Below are 20,971 nucleotides of genomic sequence, written 5' to 3'. Positions count from 1 at the left end.
GGGCGGTTACGCGAAGCTCTGGTTCGCGGAGCCGTTGCAGGGCTGGAGCCGGAGCGGTTCCTTCGGCGCCGCGAGCGTGAGGCACATGCCCGGGGCGGCGGCCGGCCGGAGGGTGGCTCCGTCGCGGACGAAGTTCTGGTTGGCGCCGCCGTGGCAGTTCCAGATGATCAGGGCGGTGCCCGCACCGTAGGCGGCGCCCGGTGCGTCCAGGCAGCGGTCGTGGGTGAGTTCGAGGTGCACCGACTGCTGCGTGCCGTCGTACCACCAGCCCTGGTTGCGACCGCCGTGGCAGTCCCAGCCCAGGACCGCGGTGCCGTTGGCGCTGGCTCCGCCCTTGGCGTCCAGGCAGGTGCCCGTCGCCTGGTTCTTCAGCGGCTTGTAGAGGTCGTCCCAGGCTCCGGCGGTGAGCACCGGGGTGCCGGTGGAGGCCGGGTCGGCGCAGGAGGCCTCGCGCAGCCCGGAGGCGTAGAGCTGGGTGAGGCAGGAGGCGAAGGCCGCGTGGCCGCGGGCGTTGGGGTGGAAGGACTGGCGGGCGGTGTGCTCGTCCCAGGGGAAGTGATCCCCGAGGTCCAGGTAGAGGCCGCGGGCCCAGGTGTTCTCCATGCACACCTCGTGGCCGTGGAACAGCCGCGAGTTGTCCAGGTAGATCGCGCCGGAGTTGCGGGCGGCCTCCCGCATGCCCTTCTCGAAGGCGGGCACGGCGTGGTTGCGGCCCCAGGTGGCGTCGGAGTCGTAGCCCGCGCAGCCGCCCGGCAGCTTGCCGGGGAAGTCGGGGTTGTCGTGGAAGTCGGGGCCGATGGGGCTGGGGTAGCCCATCACGACCAGCTTGTAGTCGGAGTCGGCGTAGCCGGCGTCGCGCATGACGGTCCTGAGGTCGGCGACGGTCGCCTCGACCTTGGGCCGGAGGCCGTCGACCCGGGCCTGCCAGCCGGGGGCGTACTTCGGTTCGCAGGTGCCCTGGCTGAGCACCCAGCGGGTCACGCAGTCGGTCATCACCGGCCCGAACTGGAGGTCGTCGTTGGCCCCGGCGACCAGCAGCACCATCTTGATCTTCGTGTTGCGGGCCTTGATGGCGAGGCTGTCGCTCTGCACCAGCTCGTCGGCCCACTGCTTGTGGCCGCCGATCCGGATATTGCCCGTGTAGGCGCCGGAACAGGCCACGTTGAAGGTGAGGTCGGCCTGGATTCCGGTCCGGTGGATCGCGGTCTCCGGTGACCGGTGGCACTGGTTGTCCGGCGTGTTGGTCGGCGGGTCGTAGTTGCCCACGCCCTCGCCCGAGATCTCGCTGTCGCCGAGCGAGATGAGCCCGGTCTTGCGCTGGTCCATCGGACGGATCGCGGAGTCACCGTAGATCTTCACCGCTTCGGCGGCCCGGATGGCCTCCAGTTCCGGTGAGAGCGAGGTGACGGCCGCGGCGGGCACGGGTGCCGCCTGGGCCATGGGGGTGATGGCGGTCATGCCCCCGAGGGCAGCCGCGAACGCCGCGAGGGCGGCGAAGGTAGATCTGAGTCTGGGTGTCGTATGCGCCATGGACGCCTCCCCGGTGTCAGTGTTACCCCGGGTATTTACTGGCCGGTAGGGGAGTTGGGAACACTTCGAACACGACAATTGCTCAACTTTTTGAGGAGGCCCCACATATGACCGACGACCAGCTCCCGCAGTTCCGCATCGAACACGACTCCATGGGCGAAGTACGGGTTCCCGCCCACGCCCGGTGGCGCGCCCAGACCCAGCGGGCGGTGGAGAACTTCCCGATCTCCGGGCAGCGCCTGGAGCGCGCCCACATCGCCGCCCTGGCCGAGATCAAGGCCGCCGCCGCCCGGGTCAACGTCCGGCTCGGGGTTCTCGACCCGGAGACCGGCGAGGCCGTCGCGGGCGCCGCGGCGGAGGTGGCCGAAGGCCGCTGGGACGAGCACTTTCCGGTGGACGTCTTCCAGACCGGCTCCGGCACCTCCTCCAACATGAACGCCAACGAGGTGATCGCGACCCTGGCGACCGAGCGGCTCGGTCGCGAGGTCCATCCCAACGACCACGTCAACGCCTCGCAGAGCTCCAACGACGTATTTCCCTCTTCCGTCCACATCGCCGCCACCGCGGCCGTCACGGGTGAGCTGATCCCCGCCCTGGAGCACCTCGCCACCGCGCTGGAGGACAAGTCGGCCGAGTTCGCCGACGTGGTCAAGGCCGGCCGTACGCATCTGATGGACGCCACGCCGGTCACCCTGGGACAGGAGTTCGGCGGGTACGCCGCCCAGATCCGCTACGGGGTCGAGCGGCTGCACGCCGTGCTGCCCCGGCTCGCCGAGCTGCCGCTGGGCGGGACCGCCGTCGGCACCGGTATCAACACCCCGCCCGGATTCTCCGCGGCCGTGATCGCCGAAGTGGCCGCGGCCACCGGACTGCCGCTCACCGAGGCCCGGAACCACTTCGAGGCCCAGGGCGCGCGGGACGCGCTGGTGGAGACCTCCGGCATGCTCCGGACCATCGCGGTCTCGCTCACCAAGATCTGCAACGACCTCCGCTGGATGGCCTCCGGACCGCGCACCGGATTGGCCGAAATCAATCTGCCGGATCTCCAGCCGGGGTCCTCGATCATGCCCGGAAAGGTCAATCCGGTGGTCCCGGAGGCCGTCCTCATGGTCGCCGCGCAGGTGACCGGGAACGACACCACGCTCACCGTGGCGGGCGCGTCCGGCAATTTCGAACTCAATGTGATGCTCCCCGTGATGGCCCGCAACCTGCTGGAATCCGTACGCCTGCTCGGCGCGGCGAGCCGCCTGCTGGCCGACCGGACGGTCGCCGGAATCACCGCGAACGCGGACCGGGCCAGGGAGTACGCCGAGTCCTCGCCCTCCGTGGTGACCCCCCTGAACCGGTACATCGGATACGAGGAGGCGGCCAAGGTCGCCAAGAGGTCGCTCGCGGAACGGAAGACGATCCGGGAGGTGGTGCTCGAATCCGGCTACATCGAGCGCGGCGACCTCACCCTGGAGGAGCTCGACCGGGCCCTTGACGTGCTGCGGATGACCCACCCCTGAGCGGGGGCCTGATTTCGGTCATTTCTCGGCCCGAACCCGACCGTGACCTGCACCGCAGCGGGTCCCCGAAACCCCGCCCTAAGATCTGCGCATGACAGGTACCGACGCGCGGGACGCGACGCACGGCACGCACTGGGCGCCCGGGGAGCACATCCTCTGGCGCTACCGCGACCATGCGCCCGGCCTGAGGGGCCGGGTGCACATCTGCCGGCCGGTCACCGTGGTCCAGGACACGGACGAGCTGCTGGCCGTGTGGATGGCCCCGGGGACCGAATGCGTCAAACCCGTCCTGGCCGACGGCACTCCGGTGCACGAGGAACCGCTCGCCACCCGGTACACCGCCCCGCGCACCACGGCCCGCTCGCAGTGGTTCGGGGGCGGGGTACTGAAACTGGCCAGACCCGCCGACCCGTGGTCGGTGTGGCTGTTCTGGGGTGACGACTGGGAGTTCCGCAGCTGGTACGTGAACCTCGAGTCGCCGCGGGTGCGGTGGGACGGCGGGGTGGACTCCGAGGACCACTTCCTCGACATCTCCGTCTACCCGGACCGCACCTGGCTGTGGCGGGACGAGGACGAGTTCGCGCAGGCCCAGCGGTCCGGGCTGATCGGCCCGGAGGAAGCGGCCGGGGTCCGAGCGGCGGGCCGTGCCGCGGTGGACCTGATCAAGGCCTGGGGACCGCCGTTTTCCTCCGGCTGGCAGGACTGGAGACCCGATCCGAGCTGGGACGTTCCGGTTCTGCCCGAAGGCTGGGACCGCACCCCGGCGCATATGACCTCATGAGACCCTTGATGCGCCCCCGGGGTTCAAACGTAGGATCGTCCTCCGCAAGGCTGCGTAATTGTCATGCTGCGCGCGGGACTTGGTAACGAGCGGGACGCGGTACCCGAGGGTGACGGTGCCCTCGCCGCTGAGCGGGTATACCGCGACTGACCGAGTTGAGTGCAGCGCACATCGAGCGCAAACGGACGGAATTCCACGCGTGACGGAGTACCCCACGTCCCACGACGGCCCGCAGCCTGCCGCGGCGGGCAGCTCCGACGTGCCCGGGCCGCGGCGGGCGCGGCGGGGTGCGCGGGGCCAGGCCGCGCCCGGCTCCGCCGTGGGCGCGCAGAGCATGCCGGGCACCACCGGGCCGGGCAGCCGCAGCGACCGGGCCGGCCCGGTCGACCCCGGCGACCTCGGCCACGGAAAGGCCCCGGCCCCGGCCGACGACGATCCGGCCGGAGCGCGGGCCCGCGACGGGCTCGCCCAGGACGCGGCTGCGGGCCCGGCCGCGGGCGCCGGCCCCGGCCCGGGCCGGGGCGCGGCTTCCGGAGCGGCCCCCGAGGCGGCCCGGGCGACTCCCGGCGGCACCGACGGCCCGGAGCCCGGCCCCGAGACGGTCCCGGCATCCCGGCCGGCCGGCGGAACCCCCGGCGGCGGCCACCGCGGCCGTGCGGAGGCCGCCCGGCAGGCCCGTGACGCCGCAGCCGCCCGGAAGGCCGCCCAGGCCGGTCTGCCGGGCCCGCGCGGCGGGACGGCAGCCGCCCGTACCCCGGCAGCCGCGCATGCCGCCGCCTCCGCGGCCGGCTCCGCCGCCGGACCCGCGGCCGGCCCGGACCGCCCGGGTCCGGGCCCGGAGCTGCCCGACGGACCGTCACCGGCCGGTGCCGCGGCGGCGGTCGGCGCCACGGGCTCGGGTGCCGGGGGCGCCATACCGGCCGCTGCCGATGTCACGGCCGCCCGCCGCGAGGGCGACCGGCTGCGCTTCGTGGGCGCCGCGACCCGGCGGATCGCCCGCGGCATCGACCTCGACGAGATCGTGCTCGGCCTGTGCCGGGCCACCGTGCCGACCTTCTCCGACGCGATCCTCGTCTACCTGCGCGATCCGCTCCCGGTCGGCGACGAACGGCCGGTCGGCCCCGTCGTCTTAAGGCTGCGCCGCACCGACCGGCTGCGGCCGATCGACGAACTCGGCAGCGGGCTGGAAGCCACCGGGACCGCGGCGGCCACGGGGGCCGCCGGCGAGCTCGACTTCAGCCAGCTCCCCCTCCTCGGCCCGCAGGGCGACCTGCCCGCCGCCGAGCTGTGCGAGATCCGGCCCGGCGGGGCGCTCGCCGAGGTGCTGCGCGGCGTACGGCCCGTGTTCGGGTCCTCCGCCGCGGCCCGGGCCGCGCTGCCCGAGCTGCTCGGCGCCGACCATCCGGTGCCGCGCGGCCAGCGTGCCGTACTGGCGCCGCTGCGCGGCCGGCGGCGGGTGATCGGTGCCGCCGTGTTCCTGCGCAGCCCGGAGCGGCCCGCGTTCGAGCCCAACGACCTGCTGGTCGCCGCCCAGCTGGCCACCCACACCGCACTCGGCATCGACAAGGCGGTGCTGTACGGCCGCGAGGCCTACATCGCCGACGAGCTGCAGCGCACCATGCTGCCGGACTCGCTGCCGCAGCCGACCGGGGTGCGGCTGGCCTCCCGGTACCTGCCGGCCGCCGAGACCGCCCGGGTCGGCGGCGACTGGTACGACGCCATACCGCTGCCCGGCAGCCGGGTCGCGCTGGTGGTCGGCGACGTCATGGGCCATTCCATGACCTCCGCCGCGATCATGGGCCAGCTGCGGACCACCGCCCAGACCCTGGCCCAGCTGGACCTGCCGCCCGGCGAGGTCCTGCACCACCTCGACGAGCAGGCCCAGCGGCTGGGTTCGGACCGGATGGCGACCTGCCTGTACGCCGTGTACGACCCGGTCTCGCACCGGATCACCATCGCCAACGCGGGACACCCGCCGCCGGTGCTGCTGCACCTCGGCGGCCGTGCCGAGGTGCTCCGGGTGCCGCCGGGCGCGCCCATCGGAGTCGGCGGGGTCGACTTCGAGGCCGTCGAGCTGGACGCACCGGCCGGGGCCACCCTGCTGCTGTACACCGACGGCCTGGTGGAGTCCCGGCTCCGGGACGTGTGGACCGGGATCGAGCAGCTGCGGGAACGGCTGGCGGCCACCGCCCAGCTGACCGGCCTGGACCATCCGCCGCCGCTGGAGGCCCTCTGCGACGACGTGCTCGACATGCTGGGACCCGGCGACCGGGACGACGACATCGCGCTGCTCGCCGCCCGCTTCGACGGGATCGCGCCCAGTGATGTGGCGTACTGGTTCCTCGACCCGGAGGAGACGGCTCCCGGCCGGGCCCGCCGGTTCGCCCGCCGGGCGCTGTCCCGGTGGGGTCTGGAGGAGCTGACCGATTCGCTGGAGCTGCTGGTCAGCGAGGTGGTGACCAATGCCGTCCGGTACGCGGAGCGGCCGGTGACGCTGCGTCTGCTGCGGACGGACGTACTGCGCTGCGAGGTCGGGGACGACTCCCCGCAGCTGCCCCGGCAGCGGCGGGCCCGGGACACCGACGAGGGCGGGCGCGGCCTGTTCCTGGTGAACCGGATGGCCCGGCGCTGGGGTGCGACCCGGCTGAGCAGTGGAAAGGTCGTCTGGTTCGAGCTCGGGCTGCCGGGCGGGCGCGACCGGCACTGACCCCGGCGTCGATATCGAGAGCAGCAACGGCAGAAACGGCACCGCCCGGCAGCTGAAGAGCTGCCGGGCGGTGGTGTTTACGGGTTGGGCGGCTTGATGGCCGTGTCCGTCGGGTCGGGGTCCGGCGGAGTCGGGGTGGACTTCGTCGGCCCGGGCGGCGACGGCGGCGACGGCGGCTTGGAGGAGCTGCTGCGCGTCGGGTCGGGCCGGGTCGTGGAGCCGCTCGGGTCCGGGCTGCCCGTCTGCGGGGAGCGGGTGCTCGGGCTGTTCTCCGGCGTACGGCTGGCCGAGTTGGACGGGGAGGTGCTGCGGCTCGGCGGGGTGGCCGGCTCGCCCATCTCCGCGTCGTCCAGCTCGAACTTGCCCGTGTCGACGCCCTCGAGGGCGGCCAGGGTGTAGGCCCGCCAGATGTCCGCGGGGAAGCTGGAGCCGCCGGCCCGGCCGCCGCCGGCGGTACCGGTGAGGGTCTTCTGCTTGCCGGTGCCCGGCTCCTCGCCGAACATCGCGACCACGGTGACCAGTTCCGGGGTGTACGCGGTGAACCAGGCGGCCACGTTGGACTCGGTGGTACCGGTCTTGGCGGCGGCCTCGTAGGCGCTGCTGCGGACGGTCTTGCCGGATCCGTCCTTGACCACTCCGGTGAGCACCTTGGTGACGGTGTCGGCGGTCTCGCTGCTGATCACCTGGCCGCCGACGGGCTGCATCGGCCGGTACTCGCGGGTCGCGTGCTTCGCCGACTTCACGATCGACGGGGTGATCTTCTTGCCGTGCCGGTCGAAGGTGGCGTAGACGCCGGCCATCTCGACGGTGTTGGCGCTCATGGTGCCGAGCGACATGGCCGGCGATTCCGTGGGCCAGCCCTCGCGGTCGGCCATGCCGAGCTCCAGGGCGGTCTTCTTCACGGCGGCCGGGCGGGCGTCCACGAACATCTGGGCGTAGGCGGAGTTCACCGAGAAGTTCGTGGCCTCCTGGACGGTGATCGGGCCGTAGCTCTTGTTCTCCTGGTTCTGCGGGGCGAAGGGCTCGCTGGCGCCGACGATCGGAATCCGGCTGTCGCCGTTGTAGATCGTGTTCGGGGTGATCGGCTTGCCGTCCTGGGTGGTGGCCTTGGTCTCCAGTGCGGAGGCGAGCACGACCGGCTTGAAGGTGGAGCCCGGCTGGAAGTCGGTGCGCAGGGCGTTGCTGGACCACTTGTCGGCCTGGCCGGTGCCGCCGTACATGGCGACGATGGCGCCGGTCTTGGGGTCCACGGAGGTGGCGCCGGCCTGGACGTACTGGTCGATCGGGCGCTTCTTGGTGTCCTTGCGGTCGAGCTTGGACTCCAGCTCGTCCTGGACGGCCTTCTCCAGCGCCTTCTGCTTCTTGGGGTCGATGTTGAGGGTGATCGTCCAGCCGCCGGCCTTGATCTGGTCGTCGGTCAGGCCCTGCTTGCGGAGCTCGGCGTCGGCGGCTTCGAGCAGGTAGCCCTTCTGGCCCTCGGTGCCGGGGGCCGGCTTGGGCTTGATCGGCTCCTGGAACTTCAGCGTCTGGCGCCGGGCCTCGTCGAGGGCGCCCATCTCGACCATGTTGGAGAGCACGCCGTTGAAGCGGATCATGACCCGCCGCTTGCTCTCCGGACCGGCGGTCGCCCAGTCGTACTGGCTGGGTGCCTGGAGGAGGGCGGCGAGGTAGGCGCCCTGTTCCAGGTTCAGCTTGGAGACGTCGACGCCGTAGTAGGCCTGGGAGGCGGCCTGGATGCCGTACGCGCCGCGGCCGAAGTAGCTGGTGTTGAGGTAGCCGGCGAGGATGTCGTCCTTCTCCATCCGCTGGTCGACCTTGAGGGAGATCACCAGTTCCTTGAGCTTGCGGGTCGCCGTCTGATCCTGGTTCAGATAGTAGTTCTTGACGTACTGCTGGGTGATCGTCGAACCACCGGCCTTGCCCTGGCCGGTGACGGTGACGAAGGCGCCCCGGGCCACGCCCATGATGTCGATGCCGCGGTCCTTGTAGAAGGACTTGTTCTCGATGGCGATGAACGCGGTCTGGACTTCCTTCGGGATGCGGTCGAGCGGCACGATCTCGCGGTTCTTCTCGCCGGTGCGCGTCATCACGCTGCCGTCGGCGTACTTGTAGACGTTGCTCTGGAGGATCGCGTCGGCGTTGGCGTTCTTGGGCTCTTCCACCGAGTAGTAGAGCGCGACGAGGGCGGCCATGCAGAGCAGGACCAGCCCGAAGAACGTGCCGAGGATCTTCTTCCAGGTGAAGAGCCGTCGTATGCCGCTCTTCTTGCCCGCCTTGCCGGCGCCCTTCGCCGCGCGCCGCGCGCCGCGCTGCTTCTGCGCTTTGCGCGCCTCTGCTCGGCCCATCGCTCCCGCTCCGCTCGATTACCCCCCGACGTCAGCTCCGAAAACTAACACCGCAGGAATGGACATAGGTCATTGGATATCGACCGATACCGCCTAATCCGGACGTGAGAATCAGCACCCACTCCGATGGAACCGACGCACAGGAGGGGGCCAGGGTTGCGGTCTTCGGATAAAGTGATATCACTTTGCTAGGGCTGCGCAGCCCGTCCGACCGATCGAAACGGGGCGAACCATGACCGATGACGTGACCGACACGACCGAAGCCCGTGCGTCCGCGAACGCGGCCTCGACCATGCCCGAGCCGCAGGTACGGGAGTACCCCGCGCACAGCGTCGGCGGCGGACTGGCCCTGCTGGTCGGACTGGTCGGCGTACTCGCGGGGGTGGGCCTGCTGGTCCTCGGCATCCTCGCCTCGGCCACCGCCGCCAAGGCCACCCTGATCCCGCTGGGCATCCTGGTGTTCTTCGGCGCGATCCTCGCGATGAGCGGGCTGAACATGGTGGAACCCGGCCAGGCCCGGGTGGTCCAGCTGTTCGGCCGCTACCGGGGCACGATCCGCACCGACGGACTGCGCTGGGTGAACCCGCTGACCTCGCGGGAGAAGATCTCGACCCGGGTCCGCAACCACGAGACGGCCGTCCTGAAGGTCAACGACGCCTACGGCAACCCGATCGAGCTGGCCGCGGTCGTGGTGTGGAAGGTCCAGGACACCGCGCGGGCGGTGTTCGAGGTGGAGGACTTCACCGAGTTCGTGGAGACCCAGACCGAGGCCGCGGTCCGGCACATCGCCATCGAGTACCCCTACGACGCGCATGACGAGGACGGCCTGTCGCTCCGCGAGAACGCCGAGGAAATCACCGAGAAGCTGGCGGCGGAGCTGCACGCCCGGGTCGACGCGGCCGGTGTGCAGATCATCGAGTCCCGCTTCACGCATCTCGCGTACGCTCCGGAGATCGCCTCGGCGATGCTCCAGCGCCAGCAGGCCGGCGCCGTGGTGGCGGCCCGCAAGCAGATCGTCGAGGGCGCGGTGGGCATGGTCGAGCTGGCCCTGACCCGCCTGTCGGAGGAGGACATCGTGGACCTGGACCCGGAGCGCAAGGCCGCGATGGTCTCGAACCTGATGGTGGTCCTGTGCGGGGACCGCGCCGCCCAGCCCGTCGTCAACACGGGCACCCTGTACCAGTGACCCCGCCCGCGCAGGAGCCCCCCGAGCCGAAACCGGCCCGGCAGGCCGCCCGGCAGGCCCGCAAGCAGGTGCTGCTGCGGCTGGACCCGCAGGTGTACGACGCCCTCGCCCGCTGGGCGGGCGAGGAACTGCGCAGCGCCAACGCCCAGATCGAGTTCCTGCTCCGCCGGGCCCTCGCGGAGGCGGGGCGGCTGCCCTCCACCCCCGGCCCGATCCCGCGCCGCGGCCGGCCGCCGAAAACCGGCCCGGAGTCCTGACCGCCACCCTCACCCCGCGGCCATGAGCCCGGCTGTACACCGCAGCCCTCCATCGCGGCTATACACCGCAGCTATACATCGTGCGTATACATGCGGTGTATAGTCGGGCCATGTCCATCGGTCACACCCTCCTGGGCCTCCTCGAGGCCGGTCCCCGCCACGGCTACGACCTCAAGCGCGCCTTCGACGAGAAGTTCGGCCACGACAAGCCGCTCGCCTACGGGCAGGTCTACTCGACCATGTCCCGCCTCCTGAAGAACGGCCTCGTCGAGGTCGACGGCATCGAGGCCGGCGGCGGTCCGGAACGCAAGCGGTACGCCATCACCGACGCCGGCATCACCGATGTCGAGCAGTGGCTCGCCCAGCCCGAAAAGCCCGAGCCCTACCTCCAGTCCACCCTCTACACCAAGGTGGTCCTCGCGCTCCTCACCGGCCGCAGCGCCGCCGAGCTGCTGGACACCCAGCGGGCCGAGCACCTGCGCCTGATGCGCATCCTCACCACCCGCAAGCGCAAGGGCGACCTCGCCGACCAGCTCGTCTGCGACCACGCCCTGTTCCACCTCGAGGCCGACCTGCGCTGGCTGGAACTCACCGCCGCGCGCCTCGAACCGCTCGCGAAGGAGGTCCGCCGATGACCCCCACGGGTTCCCTGCTCACCGCCTCCGCCCTGCGCAAGTCCTACGGACCCACGCACGCGCTCGACGGCGCCGAGTTCTCCATCCACCCCGGCGAGGTCGTCGCCGTGATGGGCCCCTCCGGCTCCGGCAAGTCGACCCTGCTGCACTGCCTCGCCGGCATCGTCACCCCCGACTCCGGGACCATCACCTACGCCGGCCGCGAGCTGACCGCCATGAGCGATGCCGAGCGCAGCGCCCTGCGCCGCACCGAGTTCGGCTTCGTCTTCCAGTTCGGCCAGCTCGTCCCCGAGTTGACCTGTCTGGAGAACGTCGCCCTGCCGCTCCGCCTGGCCGGCACCCGGCGCCGGCAGGCCGAGGCCACCGCACTGGAGTGGATGGACCGCCTCCAGGTCGCCGAGGTGCAGGACAAGCGGCCCGGCGAGGTGTCCGGCGGTCAGGGCCAGCGGGTCGCCGTGGCCCGCGCCCTGGTCACCGCCCCGCGCGTGGTCTTCGCCGACGAGCCCACCGGGGCCCTGGACTCCCTCAACGGCGAACTGGTGATGCAGCTGCTCACCGAGGCCGCCCGGTCCGCCAACGCCGCCGTGGTCCTGGTCACCCACGAGACCCGGGTGGCCGCCTACTCCGACCGCGAGATCGTGGTCCGCGACGGCAGGTCCCGCGATATGGAGCGGATCGTATGAGCGCGCTCCGCACCTGGGGGCGGGACCTCGCCATGGGCGCCCGGTTCGCCTTCGGCGGGGGCCGCGAGGGCTGGACCCGCACCCTGCTCACCGGCCTGGGCGTCGGGATCGGCGTCGCGCTGCTGCTGATCACCACCTCGCTGCCCAACGCCTTCGCGGCCCGCGACGCCCGGGGCGACGCACGCGGCCTGTACAACGCACAGGACCTGCCGCAGCCCGGCCCCGACACCCTGATGGTGGCCACGGCCAACCAGACGTACCACGGCAGGGACATCGGCGGCGTACTGGTGAAACCGGAAGGCCCCGACGCCCCGGTCCCGCCGGGCCTGAAGACGCTCCCCGCACCGGGCGAACTGGCCGTCTCCCCCGCCCTGGACCGGCTGCTGAAGTCCGCGGAGGGCGCACTGCTCCGGGAGCGGCTGGACGGGAAGGTCACCCAGATCATCGGCGATGCGGGCCTGATCGGCCCGCACGAGCTGTACTTCTACACCGGCCACGACCTGAAGAAGGCCGACGGCGGCGAGTTCGGCCAGTACCGGATCAAGCGGATCGACCACTACGCCATCGACCTCGAGCAGCCGGCGACCTCCCCGGTCCTGCTGCTGCTCGTCCTGATGACCCTGCTGGCCCTGCTGCTGCCGGTCGCCGTGTTCATCGCCGCCGCCGTCCGGTTCGGCAGCGAGCGGCGCGACCGCCGGCTGGCCGCGCTGCGCCTGGTGGGCGCCGACGCCCGGATGATCCGCCGGATCGCCGCGGGCGAGGCGCTGGCCGGGGCCCTGGCCGGACTGGCCATGGGCGTGGGGCTGTTCTTCCTGGGGCGCGAGGTCGTCGGCAACATGGATCTGCGCCAGCGCAGCTTCTTCCCGCACGACCTCACCCCGAGTCCCGCGCTGGCCGCGCTGGTCGCGCTGCTGGTGCCGGCCGCGGCCGTGCTGGTGACCCTGTTCGCGCTGCGCGGGGTGACCATCGAGCCGCTGGGCGTCGTACGCACCGCCAGGCCGTCCGCGCGGCGGGTGTGGTGGCGGCTGCTGCTCCCGTTCGCCGGTGTCGGTCTGCTCCTCCCGATGCTCGGACAGGGCAGCGACAACGGCGAGTTCAACCAGTGGCTGGTGTCCGCCGGTGTGGTGCTGCTGCTGGTCGGGATGACCGCCCTGCTGCCCTGGCTGCTGGAGCGGCTGGTACGCGGGCTGTCCGGCGGGCCGGTCGCCTGGCAGCTGGCGGTACGCCGGCTCCAGGTCAACAGCGGTACGGCGGCCCGGCTGGTCAGCGGGGTCGCGGTCGCGGTCGCCGGGGCCATCGCCCTGCAGATGCTGTTCATCGGCTCCCGGGGCGACTTCATCGAGGACACCGGCCACGACCCGGCCCGCGCCACCGCCGTGGTGTTCACGGACAAGGGCGAGCTGGCGGACGAGCTGGCGCGGAAGCTGGAGCAGTCCCCGGGCGTCACCCGGGCCGTTCCGCTGCGCAGCACCAGTGCCTCCCGGCAGCCGGCCGGCGGCGGCGATCTGCTGGACGTCACCATCGGCGGCTGTGCCGCCCTGAAGGAACTCGCCGCCATCGACTCCTGCACGGAGGGCGATGTCTTCCAGGTGGCCGCCGGAAGCGACATGCCCACCGCCCGGGCGGGCGACAAGCTGTTCCTCGGCCGGGTCACGACGGCCGGACCGCAGGCTCCCCGGCCCGTCGAGTGGACCGTTCCCGCGAACCTCCGCACGGTCCACGGCGGCACCCACCCGACCGGCGGCTCTTCTTCCGGACTGCTGGTGACCCCCTCGGCCGTCCCGCGGGAGCTCCCGGGCTTTGTGCACGCCTCCATCGGCGTCATGACCGACACTTCCGACGGGGACGCGATGGAGCACGTCCGCACGGCGGTGTTCAAGGCCGACCCGTTCGCCCACGCGCTGAGCCTGCGGGAGACCCGGACGGACAGCAGCTACGCATCGGTGCAGACCGGCATCTACTTCGGCGCGGCCGGGGTGCTGGCTCTGATCGGCACCAGCCTGCTGGTCTCCCAGCTGGAGCAGCTGCGGGAACGGCGGAAGCTGCTGGCCTCGCTGGTCGCCTTCGGCACCCGCCGTTCCACGCTGGCGCTGTCGGTGCTGTGGCAGGCGGTCCTGCCGATCGGCGTGGGGCTGGTCCTGGCCGCGGCGGCCGGCATCGGCCTGGGCCTGCTGCTGCTCGGCATGACCGGCTATCCGATCGGGGTGCGCTGGACTCCGGTGCTCACCATGACCGGCATCGGCGCCGGGGTGGTGACCGCGGTGACCCTGGTCAGCCTGCCGCCGCTGCTGCGGATGATGCGGCCGGACGGGCTGCGCACCGAGTGAGCCGGCCGGTGCGGCCCGCGGGACCTACTCCGCGGGCCACACCGGAAGCGGCCGTACGGCCTCGCGCAGCGCCGCCGCGACCGCCCGGAACTCCTCGGCCCGGGCGGTTCCGGTCCGCATGGCCAGGGCGATCCGCCGGGAGGGCGCGGGTTCGGCGAAGTACCCGGTGGCCAGGTACTCATTACGGGTGGTCTCCAGCCGCAGCGCGGTCCGCGGCAGCAGGGTCACCCCCAGGCCCCCGGCGACCAGTTGGACCAGGGTGGAGAGCCCGGCGGCGGTGGTGGTGACGGCGGCGCCGTCGGTGCGGCCGGCCTCCCGGCAGATGTCCAGGGCCTGGTCGCGCAGGCAGTGCCCCTCGTCGAGCAGCAGCAGATGCAGCCCGCGGAGCTCCTCACGGGGGATGTCACGGCGGCCGGCGAGCGGGTGCTCCCGGGGTGCGAGCAGGACGAAGTCCTCGTCGAAGACGGGGATTTCGGTCACCTGGGGCACCCCCAGCGGGACGGCGAGCAGCAGCAGGTCGAGGCGTCCGCCGGCCAGCCCGTCCAGCAGCGAGGCGGTCTGCTCCTCGTGGACCTGGAGTTCCATGCCCGGCCAGCGCCGGTGGAACAGCCCCAGGACGGTGGGCAGGAGGTAGGGCGCCACGGTGGGGATCACCCCGAGGCGGAGCACCCCGGTGAAGGGGGCCCGGACCGCTTCGGCCTCCTCCAGCAGTCCGCCCATCGCATCGAGGACCACCCTGGCCCGGGCGGCGATCCGCTCACCGGCCGGGGACAGCAGCACCTTGCGGGTGGTGCGCTCCAGCAGCTGGACCCCGAGGGCCTCCTCCAGGGCGGAGACCGCCCCGGAGAGGGCGGGCTGGCTCATGCCGATGGCCGCGGCGGCGTCCCGGAAGTGCAGGTGCTCGGCGACCGCGGCGAAGGCGCGGAGCTGCGCCAGGGTGGGCTGCTTCCCTCCCCTGTTACCGATGACCACTGATAGGTACCTCCGATCGACCGGGACAAGAGTAGCTATTTCTGTAATCAATGCAGCTGTGCCAGCATGTGAGATCAGTCCAACCCCCTAGGAAAACCCCCAAAAGGGTAGTTTTCCATTCCGCAAGGAGAGCACGTGCTCACTGTCGGTGACAAGTTCCCCACCTACGATCTGACGGCCTGCGTCTCGCTGGAGGCCGGCAAGGAGTTCGCGCAGATCGACCACAAGACCCACGAGGGTCAGTGGCGCGTGGTGTTCTTCTGGCCGAAGGACTTCACCTTCGTCTGCCCGACCGAGATCGCCGCCTTCGGCAAGCTGAACGACGAGTTCCTCGACCGTGACGCGCAGATCCTCGGCGTCTCCGGCGACTCCGAGTTCGTCCACCACGCCTGGCGCAAGGACCACGCCGACCTGCGCGACCTGCCCTTCCCGATGCTGGCCGACTCCAAGCACGAGCTCATGCAGGCCTGTGGCGTGCAGGGCGAGGACGGCTTCGCGCAGCGCGCCGTCTTCATCGTCGACCAGAACAACGAGATCCAGTTCTCGATGGTGACCGCCGGTTCCGTGGGCCGTAACCCCAAGGAGGTCCTGCGGGTCCTCGACGCCCTGCAGACCGACGAGCTGTGCCCCTGCAACTGGACCAAGGGCGAGGACACCCTCGACGCCGGCGCGCTGCTGGCCGGTGAGTGACGCATGTCCCTCGACGCCCTCAAGTCCGCCATACCGGACTTCGCCAAGGACCTGAAGCTGAACCTCGGTTCGGTCATCGGCAACAGCGACCTGCCGCAGCAGCAGCTCTGGGGCACCGTGCTGTCCTGCGCGATCGCCGCCCGCTCGCCGATCGTCCTGCGTGAGCTGGAGCCGGAGGCGAAGGCGAACCTGTCGCCGGAGGCGTACACCGCCGCCAAGTCCGCCGCCGCGGTCATGGCGATGAACAACGTCTTCTACCGCACCCGCCACCTGCTCTCCGACCCGGAGTACGGCACCCTGCGGGCCGGGCTGCGGATGAACGTCATCGGCAACCCGGGTGTGGAGAAGGTCGACTTCGAGCTGTGGTCGCTCGCGGTCTCCGCGATCAACGGCTGCGGCCAGTGCCTGGACTCGCACGAGCAGGTGCTCCGCAAGGCCGGTGTGGACCGGGACACCATCCAGGAGGCCTTCAAGATCGCCTCGGTGATCCAGGCCGTCGCGGTCACCCTGGACGCGGAGGCGGCCCTCGCCGCCGAGTAGTCCGCCAGTCCGCGCCCACGCGCACCAGGGGCCCCGCCATCCGGCGGGGCCCCTTCGCGTTCGGTCCTTCGCGTTCAGTCCTTGCGGGCGGCGGCCATCAGTTTCCGCATGTCCTCGATCAGGGCGTACTTGACCGCCTCGTAGTCGAGGGTGTCGGTGACGACCTCGCCCGTCGGGACCCCGTTCTTGTCGACGCGATCGGCGCCGCTCAACCACAGGGTCAGGACGGCGCCGCCGTCCACCACCTGCAGAGCAGGCATACGCCCGGCCTGGTCGGTGTACATGACCGCGCGCTCGCCCAGGCCGGATACGGTCGCCGCTTCCCAGCCGGCGAACCTCCAGCCGGGGCCGCCCAGGCCGAACTCGACCCCGGGATCGACCTTCCTGTGCACCTCGATCTCGGCGGCGCCGTGGTAGCGGATCCGGTCACCGGCCCCGGTCTCCACGCCGCGGACGGCAAGTACGCACACCGCCCAGTCCAGCGCCGCATTGCTCTCCCGCGCGGCCTGCCCCGTCTGCAGTCCGGGCACGGCCGCGGTCAGCGCGGACGCCTTGAACCTGTCGCACAGCTTCTCCGGCGCCTCGTACGCCACGTCCGGCGCCGCCAGTTCGTCCCCGTACGCGTACAGCCCGCCCGCCCACACCGTCGAGGCGGCCAGCACCCCGCCCAGGGCCCAGAGCCAACCGGGATACCGACGCCGCTCACGCGGAGCCGCGGGCTCCACCACGTCCGGTGCCTCCGGTGCCCGCTCCTGCTCCCATGCCGCGTCCAGCTCCGGATCCGTGATCACGTCCGCCCCCTGTTTTCACTGCCTCAGTGCTTCCTCAGCGCCGCCAGCAGCGCGCGCATGTCCTCGATCAAAGCCGCCTGTACGGCCGTTGCGTCCATCCGTTCGGGTTCTCCGTCAGGTGGCCGGTCACCGAAGTCGGTGGCCGAGACCGCCAGCCGGACCACCGCCCCGCCGTCCCGCACCTTCAGCTGCACCACGTCACCGGCGTCCGAGACCAGCATCAGCGCCTGCTCGCCCAGGTCCGGCACCCGCGACGGCTCCGGGGAGTCCTCGTACAGCAGCGGCTCGACCTCGAACTCGGCCGCGGGGTCGGTCTTCTTGTGGAGGGCGACCTGCGCGGTCACGAAGTAGCTCAGGCCGGCCCTCTCCCGGGCCCGGTCCGACAGCATGCAGACGGCCTGGTCCAGCACCGGGTGCGTGGCCTCGCGGTGTTCGGGAGTGCTCCGGTGCAGCGGTCCCGCGATCCGGGTCAGGGCCTGTGCCTGGAACGTCTGGCACAGGTTCTCCGGGAGCCGGTACGCCATCTCGGGCGCGGCCTGCCGGTCCGTGACGACCGCGTACAGCCCGCCCGCCCACAGCACCGAGCTCGCCAGGACGCCGCCCAGCGCCCACCGCCAGGGCCGGGCCGGCGGCCGGGCCGCCCCGGGCCCCGGGCCGGGCCCGTCGGACGGCTGGTCTGGCGGGCGGGGGTCCTCCCACCCGCCGTCGAGTTCAGGCTCGCTGATCATGTCCCGTCCCCCCTGGGCCCGGTACGGAGCGCCGCGACAGCCGCGCGCATGTCGTTGATCATCGCCGCCTGGACGGCCTGTTCCTCCGGATCCGGCGGCAGCTTCGCACCATCGTCCCAGTCGTTTCCGGACACGTACCAGTCCGTCTCCAGGGTGAACACGGCACCGCCGTCCAGGACCTTCAGCCGGGGACCGCCGCCGGGCCCGGACCCGTACATCAGGGCCCGCTCACCGAGGCCCGCCACTTCCGCCGCCCCGCCCCCCGGCTCGAAGGGCTCGGCCTCCAGTCCCGCGTCGAACTCCACCGCCGGATCGGCCTTCTTGTGCAGTTCCAGCGTGAACGTCACCTCGTAGGAGAGGTACGGCTGTCCGCCCGCTTCCTGTTCCGGCGTCGGCAGCGTACCCAGCGCACACCAGGCCACGTCCACGGTCTCGTGCAGCCGTTCGTCCTCGCGCGCCTGCGGGCGCAGGTTGCCCACCAGCCGGGTCAGGGCCTCGGCCCGGACCTTCTCGCACAGCGCGGCCGGGTTCTCGTACCGGATCGGTGGCCGCCGGTCGCGGTCCGGTACGAGGAGCAGCCCGCCCGCCCACAGCACGGAGGCGGCCAGCGCCCCGGCGAGGACCGGTTGCCAGACCGGGCGGCTCCGGCGCTGTTCCCCCGCCGCCATGGTGTCCGGGGCATCCGCCGGATGCTCCGGGAACTCCGAACTGCCCTCCAGCTCAGGTTCGCTGATCACCCGGCCTGCTCTCCCCCTGGTCGGTGGCGGCGGCCACGGCGTAGGCCGTGGCTCCGTGCGGTGCCGGACCGACGCGCATCTCGCGCTCGTGGGAGTGCACCCTCAGGTATCCGACGACCGTGTTGGTCACGGCGACCAGCGGCACGGCGACCACCGCGCCGCCGATGCCGGCGATCATTCCGCCGGCCGCCACCGAGAGCACCACGGCGAGCGGATGGACCCGCACCGCCCGGCCCAGGATGAACGGTTGCAGCACATGCCCCTCGATCTGCTGCACGGCGAGGACGACGATGAGCACCATCAGCGCTGTGAACACCCCCTGGGTCACCAGGGCCACCACCACGGCGAGCGCGCCGGAGATGACGGCACCGACCAGCGGGATGAAGGCGAACAGGAAGATGAACACGGCCAGCGGCACCGCCATCGGCACGTCCAGGAAGTAGATGCCGAGGCCGATGAAGATGGCGTCGATCAGGGCGACGATCACCGTCCCCCGCACATACGCGGTCAGGGTGCGCCAGGCGCGCGGGCCGGCGCCCGCGACCCCGGGGCGGGCGACCGCCGGGACCAGGCCCAGCACCCACTGCCAGATCCGCTTCCCGTCGTACAGCAGGAAGAGGGTGGAGAACATGGCGAGCAGGATGCCCGTCAGCACCTCGACCATCACCGTGACGCCCTGCAGACCGGCGGAGGTGATCTGGTCCGTATTGGAGCCGATCGTCTCGGTGAGGTTCTTCGCGATGTCGTTGATCTGCTTCTCGGTGACGTGGAACGGGCTGTCCAGGGCCCACAGCTTGAGCTCGTTGATGCCGTCCTTGACCCGGTCGGAGAGGTCGTCCAGGTTCTCCATGACCTGCCAGACCACGAACCAGCCGACCAGACCGATGATCACGAAGCCGAGGACCGCGGTGACCGCGGTGGCCAGGCCGCGCGGCAGGCCGGCCCGGCGCAGCCGGACCACGAAGGGCTGGAGCATGGCGGTGATGAGCAGGGCGGCGGCGAAGGCCAGGACCACCAGCCGCACCTCGCTGATCACCTTCATCAGCACCCAGAGCATGCCGGCGAGCAGCAGCAGCCGCCAGCTCGCCTCGGCGGCCACCCTTATGCCCCAGGGGACCATGGCGGCCGGTTCGGGGCGGGCGGGGACCTGGCCGGGGTGGGCCTCGGGAGCCGCTGCGATGACGGTCGGGGCGACTCCGGCGGCTGCGGGCACCGGCGCCACCGGCGCCAATGCCGGTGCGGGGACCGGTGCCGGCGCCGCGGCAGCGGTCGGTGCCGCCTCCGGTGCCGGTCCGGCGGCCTGACCGGTGGCGGCCGGGGCCGGCTCGCCCATGGACTCGGCCTCGACTTCGGCACGCCGTTGGTTCAGACGGGCCTCCATCCGGTTCAGCTTGTTGCCGAGCCGGCCCAGCCAGCCTGCTCTCTTCGCCATCTCGTTCCTCTCTCCCCCTGACTCCGTCGGGGGGACCCCCACCACCCGCGCGAACCGTGCAGCGCCCCGTCGACGGTACACGCGAGGAGCCCCGCACCGTAGGACGGTGCGGGGCTCCTCGTGGTTGAGCGGGGGGCGGCGGTGCCGCGGTCCGCTAGTACCAGTTGTTGGCCTGCCAGAACGACCAGGCGCCGCAGGGGCTGCCGTAGCGCTTGTTCATGTAGTTCAGGCCCCACTCGATCTGGGTGGCGGGGTTGGTGCGCCAGTCGGCTCCGGCCGAGCTCATCTTGGACCCGGGCAGCGCCTGGACCAGGCCGTACGCGCCCGAGGACGGGTTCTGCGCGCGGTAGTTCCAGGTGGACTCGTGGTTCACGATGTTGGAGAAGCACTGGAACTGGCCGGCCGGGACCATCTGCTTGGCGATGGCCTTGACCTGGGCGACCGTGTAGGAGCTCTGGGGGGCGAAGTCGGAGCTGTCGCGGGTGGCGGACCGGCTGGCGACCTCCGCCTTGTCCTTCTCCTCGCGTTCCTTCTTCGCCTTGGCCTCGGCGGCTGCCTTCTTCTCCTTGGCGTCCTTGGCCGCCTGGAGGCGGGCCGCTTCCTCGACCGACTTCTTGGCGTCGGCGTCGGCGGAGAGGGCGATGGCGTCGGCCTGCTGCGTCAGGGACGCCGTCTGGACTGCCGCCTGCTCGCCCACCGGAATGTCCGCGAGGAGCGTGGTGCCCGATGCGGTGGTTTCGAGGTCGTTCGAGGGGTCGCCCGTGGCAACGCCCACGACAGCTCCGACGGTGGTGACCGCAGTGGCAGATGCCACCGCGAATCCCCGGACCGAGATCCGGCTCACACGATGTCCTTCCAGCAGCAACCACGACGTGACCGCAGCGGTTGCAAGAGCGCCCCTTGCACTGGCCTCCGGGTAGAGCACGGTCACTGGAGGCAACTGGCCCGTGGCGGGCGGCATACGGCGGTCGACTCTTGAATTGTGGGTACAGCTGTGCCGTATGCGGGGCCTGACGGAGAACAGACTCTGCCGGACCCCGACGCCGCAAGGCAATTCTCCGTTGCGTGTGAAAGCTCACACCTGGGGCGTCCCCTGTGGTTTGGGAAAACACCTGTGCAAGG

Annotated in this window: 18 protein-coding genes; 10 read left to right on the top strand and 8 right to left on the bottom strand. The window is 71.6% G+C overall.

What is annotated here, in order from left to right; genetic code table 11:
• Nucleotides 1-6: 6 nt before the first annotated feature.
• Nucleotides 7-1,530 carry a ricin-type beta-trefoil lectin domain protein gene (locus tag DEJ50_RS21010; protein ID WP_150209501.1) on the bottom strand — a complete coding sequence of 508 codons (1,524 nt, stop codon included), beginning with the start codon at nt 1,528-1,530 and terminating at the stop codon, nt 7-9.
• A 107-nt stretch (nt 1,531-1,637) separates the two neighbouring features.
• On the opposite strand from DEJ50_RS21010, the gene DEJ50_RS21005 reads away from it, so the two are divergent.
• From DEJ50_RS21005 to DEJ50_RS20995, 3 genes are all read left to right on the top strand, one after another.
• Entirely contained in the window at nt 1,638-3,038 is a 1,401-nt protein-coding gene (locus tag DEJ50_RS21005) for a class II fumarate hydratase (RefSeq protein ID WP_150209500.1), read from the top strand.
• Nucleotides 3,039-3,129: 91 nt separating this feature from the next.
• The gene (locus DEJ50_RS21000) at nt 3,130-3,819 is read left to right on the top strand and encodes a DUF402 domain-containing protein (RefSeq protein WP_150209499.1); all 690 of its coding nucleotides are present in this window, start codon (nt 3,130-3,132) and stop codon (nt 3,817-3,819) included.
• A gap of 199 nt (nt 3,820-4,018) precedes the next feature.
• Nucleotides 4,019-6,526 (top strand): ATP-binding SpoIIE family protein phosphatase, encoded by a 2,508-nt coding sequence (locus tag DEJ50_RS20995; RefSeq protein WP_150209498.1) that lies wholly within the window; start codon nt 4,019-4,021, stop codon nt 6,524-6,526.
• Between the two features lie 77 nt (nt 6,527-6,603).
• Here DEJ50_RS20995 and DEJ50_RS20990 read toward each other — a convergent pair whose 3' ends face one another.
• Nucleotides 6,604-8,871 carry a transglycosylase domain-containing protein gene (locus tag DEJ50_RS20990; protein ID WP_150209497.1) on the bottom strand — a complete coding sequence of 756 codons (2,268 nt, stop codon included), beginning with the start codon at nt 8,869-8,871 and terminating at the stop codon, nt 6,604-6,606.
• 232 nt (nt 8,872-9,103) lie between these two features.
• Between DEJ50_RS20990 and DEJ50_RS20985 the strand changes: the two genes are divergently transcribed.
• From DEJ50_RS20985 to DEJ50_RS20965, 5 genes are all read left to right on the top strand, one after another.
• Entirely contained in the window at nt 9,104-10,057 is a 954-nt protein-coding gene (locus tag DEJ50_RS20985; protein ID WP_190344597.1) for an SPFH domain-containing protein, read from the top strand.
• Nucleotides 10,054-10,314, top strand: coding sequence for a hypothetical protein (locus DEJ50_RS20980; RefSeq protein ID WP_150209496.1), 261 nt, complete (start codon nt 10,054-10,056; stop codon nt 10,312-10,314). The genes DEJ50_RS20985 and DEJ50_RS20980 overlap by 4 nt, the downstream gene beginning before the upstream one ends.
• 110 nt (nt 10,315-10,424) lie before the next feature.
• Nucleotides 10,425-10,949, top strand: coding sequence for a PadR family transcriptional regulator (locus DEJ50_RS20975; RefSeq protein ID WP_150209495.1), 525 nt, complete (start codon nt 10,425-10,427; stop codon nt 10,947-10,949).
• Complete coding sequence (locus tag DEJ50_RS20970; RefSeq protein WP_150209494.1) at nt 10,946-11,632, top strand: ABC transporter ATP-binding protein; 687 nt, start codon at nt 10,946-10,948, stop codon at nt 11,630-11,632. Before DEJ50_RS20975 ends, DEJ50_RS20970 begins: the two co-directional genes overlap by 4 nt.
• Nucleotides 11,629-13,959 carry an ABC transporter permease gene (locus DEJ50_RS20965; RefSeq protein WP_150209493.1) on the top strand — a complete coding sequence of 777 codons (2,331 nt, stop codon included), beginning with the start codon at nt 11,629-11,631 and terminating at the stop codon, nt 13,957-13,959. The genes DEJ50_RS20970 and DEJ50_RS20965 overlap by 4 nt, the downstream gene beginning before the upstream one ends.
• 24 nt (nt 13,960-13,983) lie before the next feature.
• On the opposite strand, the gene DEJ50_RS20960 is transcribed toward DEJ50_RS20965, so the two are convergent.
• Nucleotides 13,984-14,931, bottom strand: a complete 948-nt coding sequence (locus DEJ50_RS20960) for a hydrogen peroxide-inducible genes activator (RefSeq protein WP_150209492.1) — start codon at nt 14,929-14,931, stop codon at nt 13,984-13,986.
• Between the two features lie 135 nt (nt 14,932-15,066).
• Between DEJ50_RS20960 and DEJ50_RS20955 the strand changes: the two genes are divergently transcribed.
• A complete protein-coding gene (locus DEJ50_RS20955) occupies nt 15,067-15,621 on the top strand; it encodes a peroxiredoxin (RefSeq protein ID WP_150209491.1) in 555 nt (184 codons plus the stop codon).
• A 3-nt stretch (nt 15,622-15,624) separates the two neighbouring features.
• A complete protein-coding gene (locus DEJ50_RS20950) occupies nt 15,625-16,161 on the top strand; it encodes an alkyl hydroperoxide reductase (protein WP_150209490.1) in 537 nt (178 codons plus the stop codon).
• 74 nt (nt 16,162-16,235) lie between these two features.
• On the opposite strand, the gene DEJ50_RS20945 is transcribed toward DEJ50_RS20950, so the two are convergent.
• The 5 genes from DEJ50_RS20945 to DEJ50_RS20925 all read right to left on the bottom strand — a co-directional run bounded on the left by DEJ50_RS20945 (nt 16,236) and on the right by DEJ50_RS20925 (nt 20,693).
• Nucleotides 16,236-16,952, bottom strand: a complete 717-nt coding sequence (locus tag DEJ50_RS20945) for a hypothetical protein (protein WP_150209489.1) — start codon at nt 16,950-16,952, stop codon at nt 16,236-16,238.
• Between the two features lie 23 nt (nt 16,953-16,975).
• The gene (locus DEJ50_RS20940; RefSeq protein WP_150209488.1) at nt 16,976-17,680 is read right to left on the bottom strand and encodes a hypothetical protein; all 705 of its coding nucleotides are present in this window, start codon (nt 17,678-17,680) and stop codon (nt 16,976-16,978) included.
• The gene (locus DEJ50_RS20935; protein ID WP_150209487.1) at nt 17,677-18,417 is read right to left on the bottom strand and encodes a hypothetical protein; all 741 of its coding nucleotides are present in this window, start codon (nt 18,415-18,417) and stop codon (nt 17,677-17,679) included. Before DEJ50_RS20935 ends, DEJ50_RS20940 begins: the two co-directional genes overlap by 4 nt.
• Nucleotides 18,401-19,849, bottom strand: coding sequence for an AI-2E family transporter (locus DEJ50_RS20930; RefSeq protein WP_150209486.1), 1,449 nt, complete (start codon nt 19,847-19,849; stop codon nt 18,401-18,403). Before DEJ50_RS20930 ends, DEJ50_RS20935 begins: the two co-directional genes overlap by 17 nt.
• 154 nt (nt 19,850-20,003) lie before the next feature.
• Nucleotides 20,004-20,693, bottom strand: coding sequence for a transglycosylase SLT domain-containing protein (locus DEJ50_RS20925; RefSeq protein WP_223837851.1), 690 nt, complete (start codon nt 20,691-20,693; stop codon nt 20,004-20,006).
• Nucleotides 20,694-20,971 lie beyond the last annotated feature (278 nt).

The sequence above is a fragment of the Streptomyces venezuelae genome (genome assembly GCF_008642295.1).
Taxonomy (GTDB): domain Bacteria; phylum Actinomycetota; class Actinomycetes; order Streptomycetales; family Streptomycetaceae; genus Streptomyces; species Streptomyces venezuelae_C.
The sequence above is the reverse complement of the archived record's forward strand: the minus strand, read 5'-3'. Positions and strand labels throughout refer to the sequence as shown.

Coding starts and splice junctions, on each gene's coding strand:
- DEJ50_RS21010 (WP_150209501.1), bottom strand. CDS start 1,530: ATGGCGCATACGACACCCAGACTCAGATCTACCTTCGCCGCCCTCGCG.
- DEJ50_RS21005 (WP_150209500.1), top strand. CDS start 1,638: ATGACCGACGACCAGCTCCCGCAGTTCCGCATCGAACACGACTCCATG.
- DEJ50_RS21000 (WP_150209499.1), top strand. CDS start 3,130: ATGACAGGTACCGACGCGCGGGACGCGACGCACGGCACGCACTGGGCG.
- DEJ50_RS20990 (WP_150209497.1), bottom strand. CDS start 8,871: ATGGGCCGAGCAGAGGCGCGCAAAGCGCAGAAGCAGCGCGGCGCGCGG.
- DEJ50_RS20985 (WP_190344597.1), top strand. CDS start 9,104: ATGACCGATGACGTGACCGACACGACCGAAGCCCGTGCGTCCGCGAAC.
- DEJ50_RS20975 (WP_150209495.1), top strand. CDS start 10,425: ATGTCCATCGGTCACACCCTCCTGGGCCTCCTCGAGGCCGGTCCCCGC.
- DEJ50_RS20970 (WP_150209494.1), top strand. CDS start 10,946: ATGACCCCCACGGGTTCCCTGCTCACCGCCTCCGCCCTGCGCAAGTCC.
- DEJ50_RS20965 (WP_150209493.1), top strand. CDS start 11,629: ATGAGCGCGCTCCGCACCTGGGGGCGGGACCTCGCCATGGGCGCCCGG.
- DEJ50_RS20950 (WP_150209490.1), top strand. CDS start 15,625: ATGTCCCTCGACGCCCTCAAGTCCGCCATACCGGACTTCGCCAAGGAC.
- DEJ50_RS20940 (WP_150209488.1), bottom strand. CDS start 17,680: ATGATCAGCGAGCCTGAACTCGACGGCGGGTGGGAGGACCCCCGCCCG.
- DEJ50_RS20930 (WP_150209486.1), bottom strand. CDS start 19,849: ATGGCGAAGAGAGCAGGCTGGCTGGGCCGGCTCGGCAACAAGCTGAAC.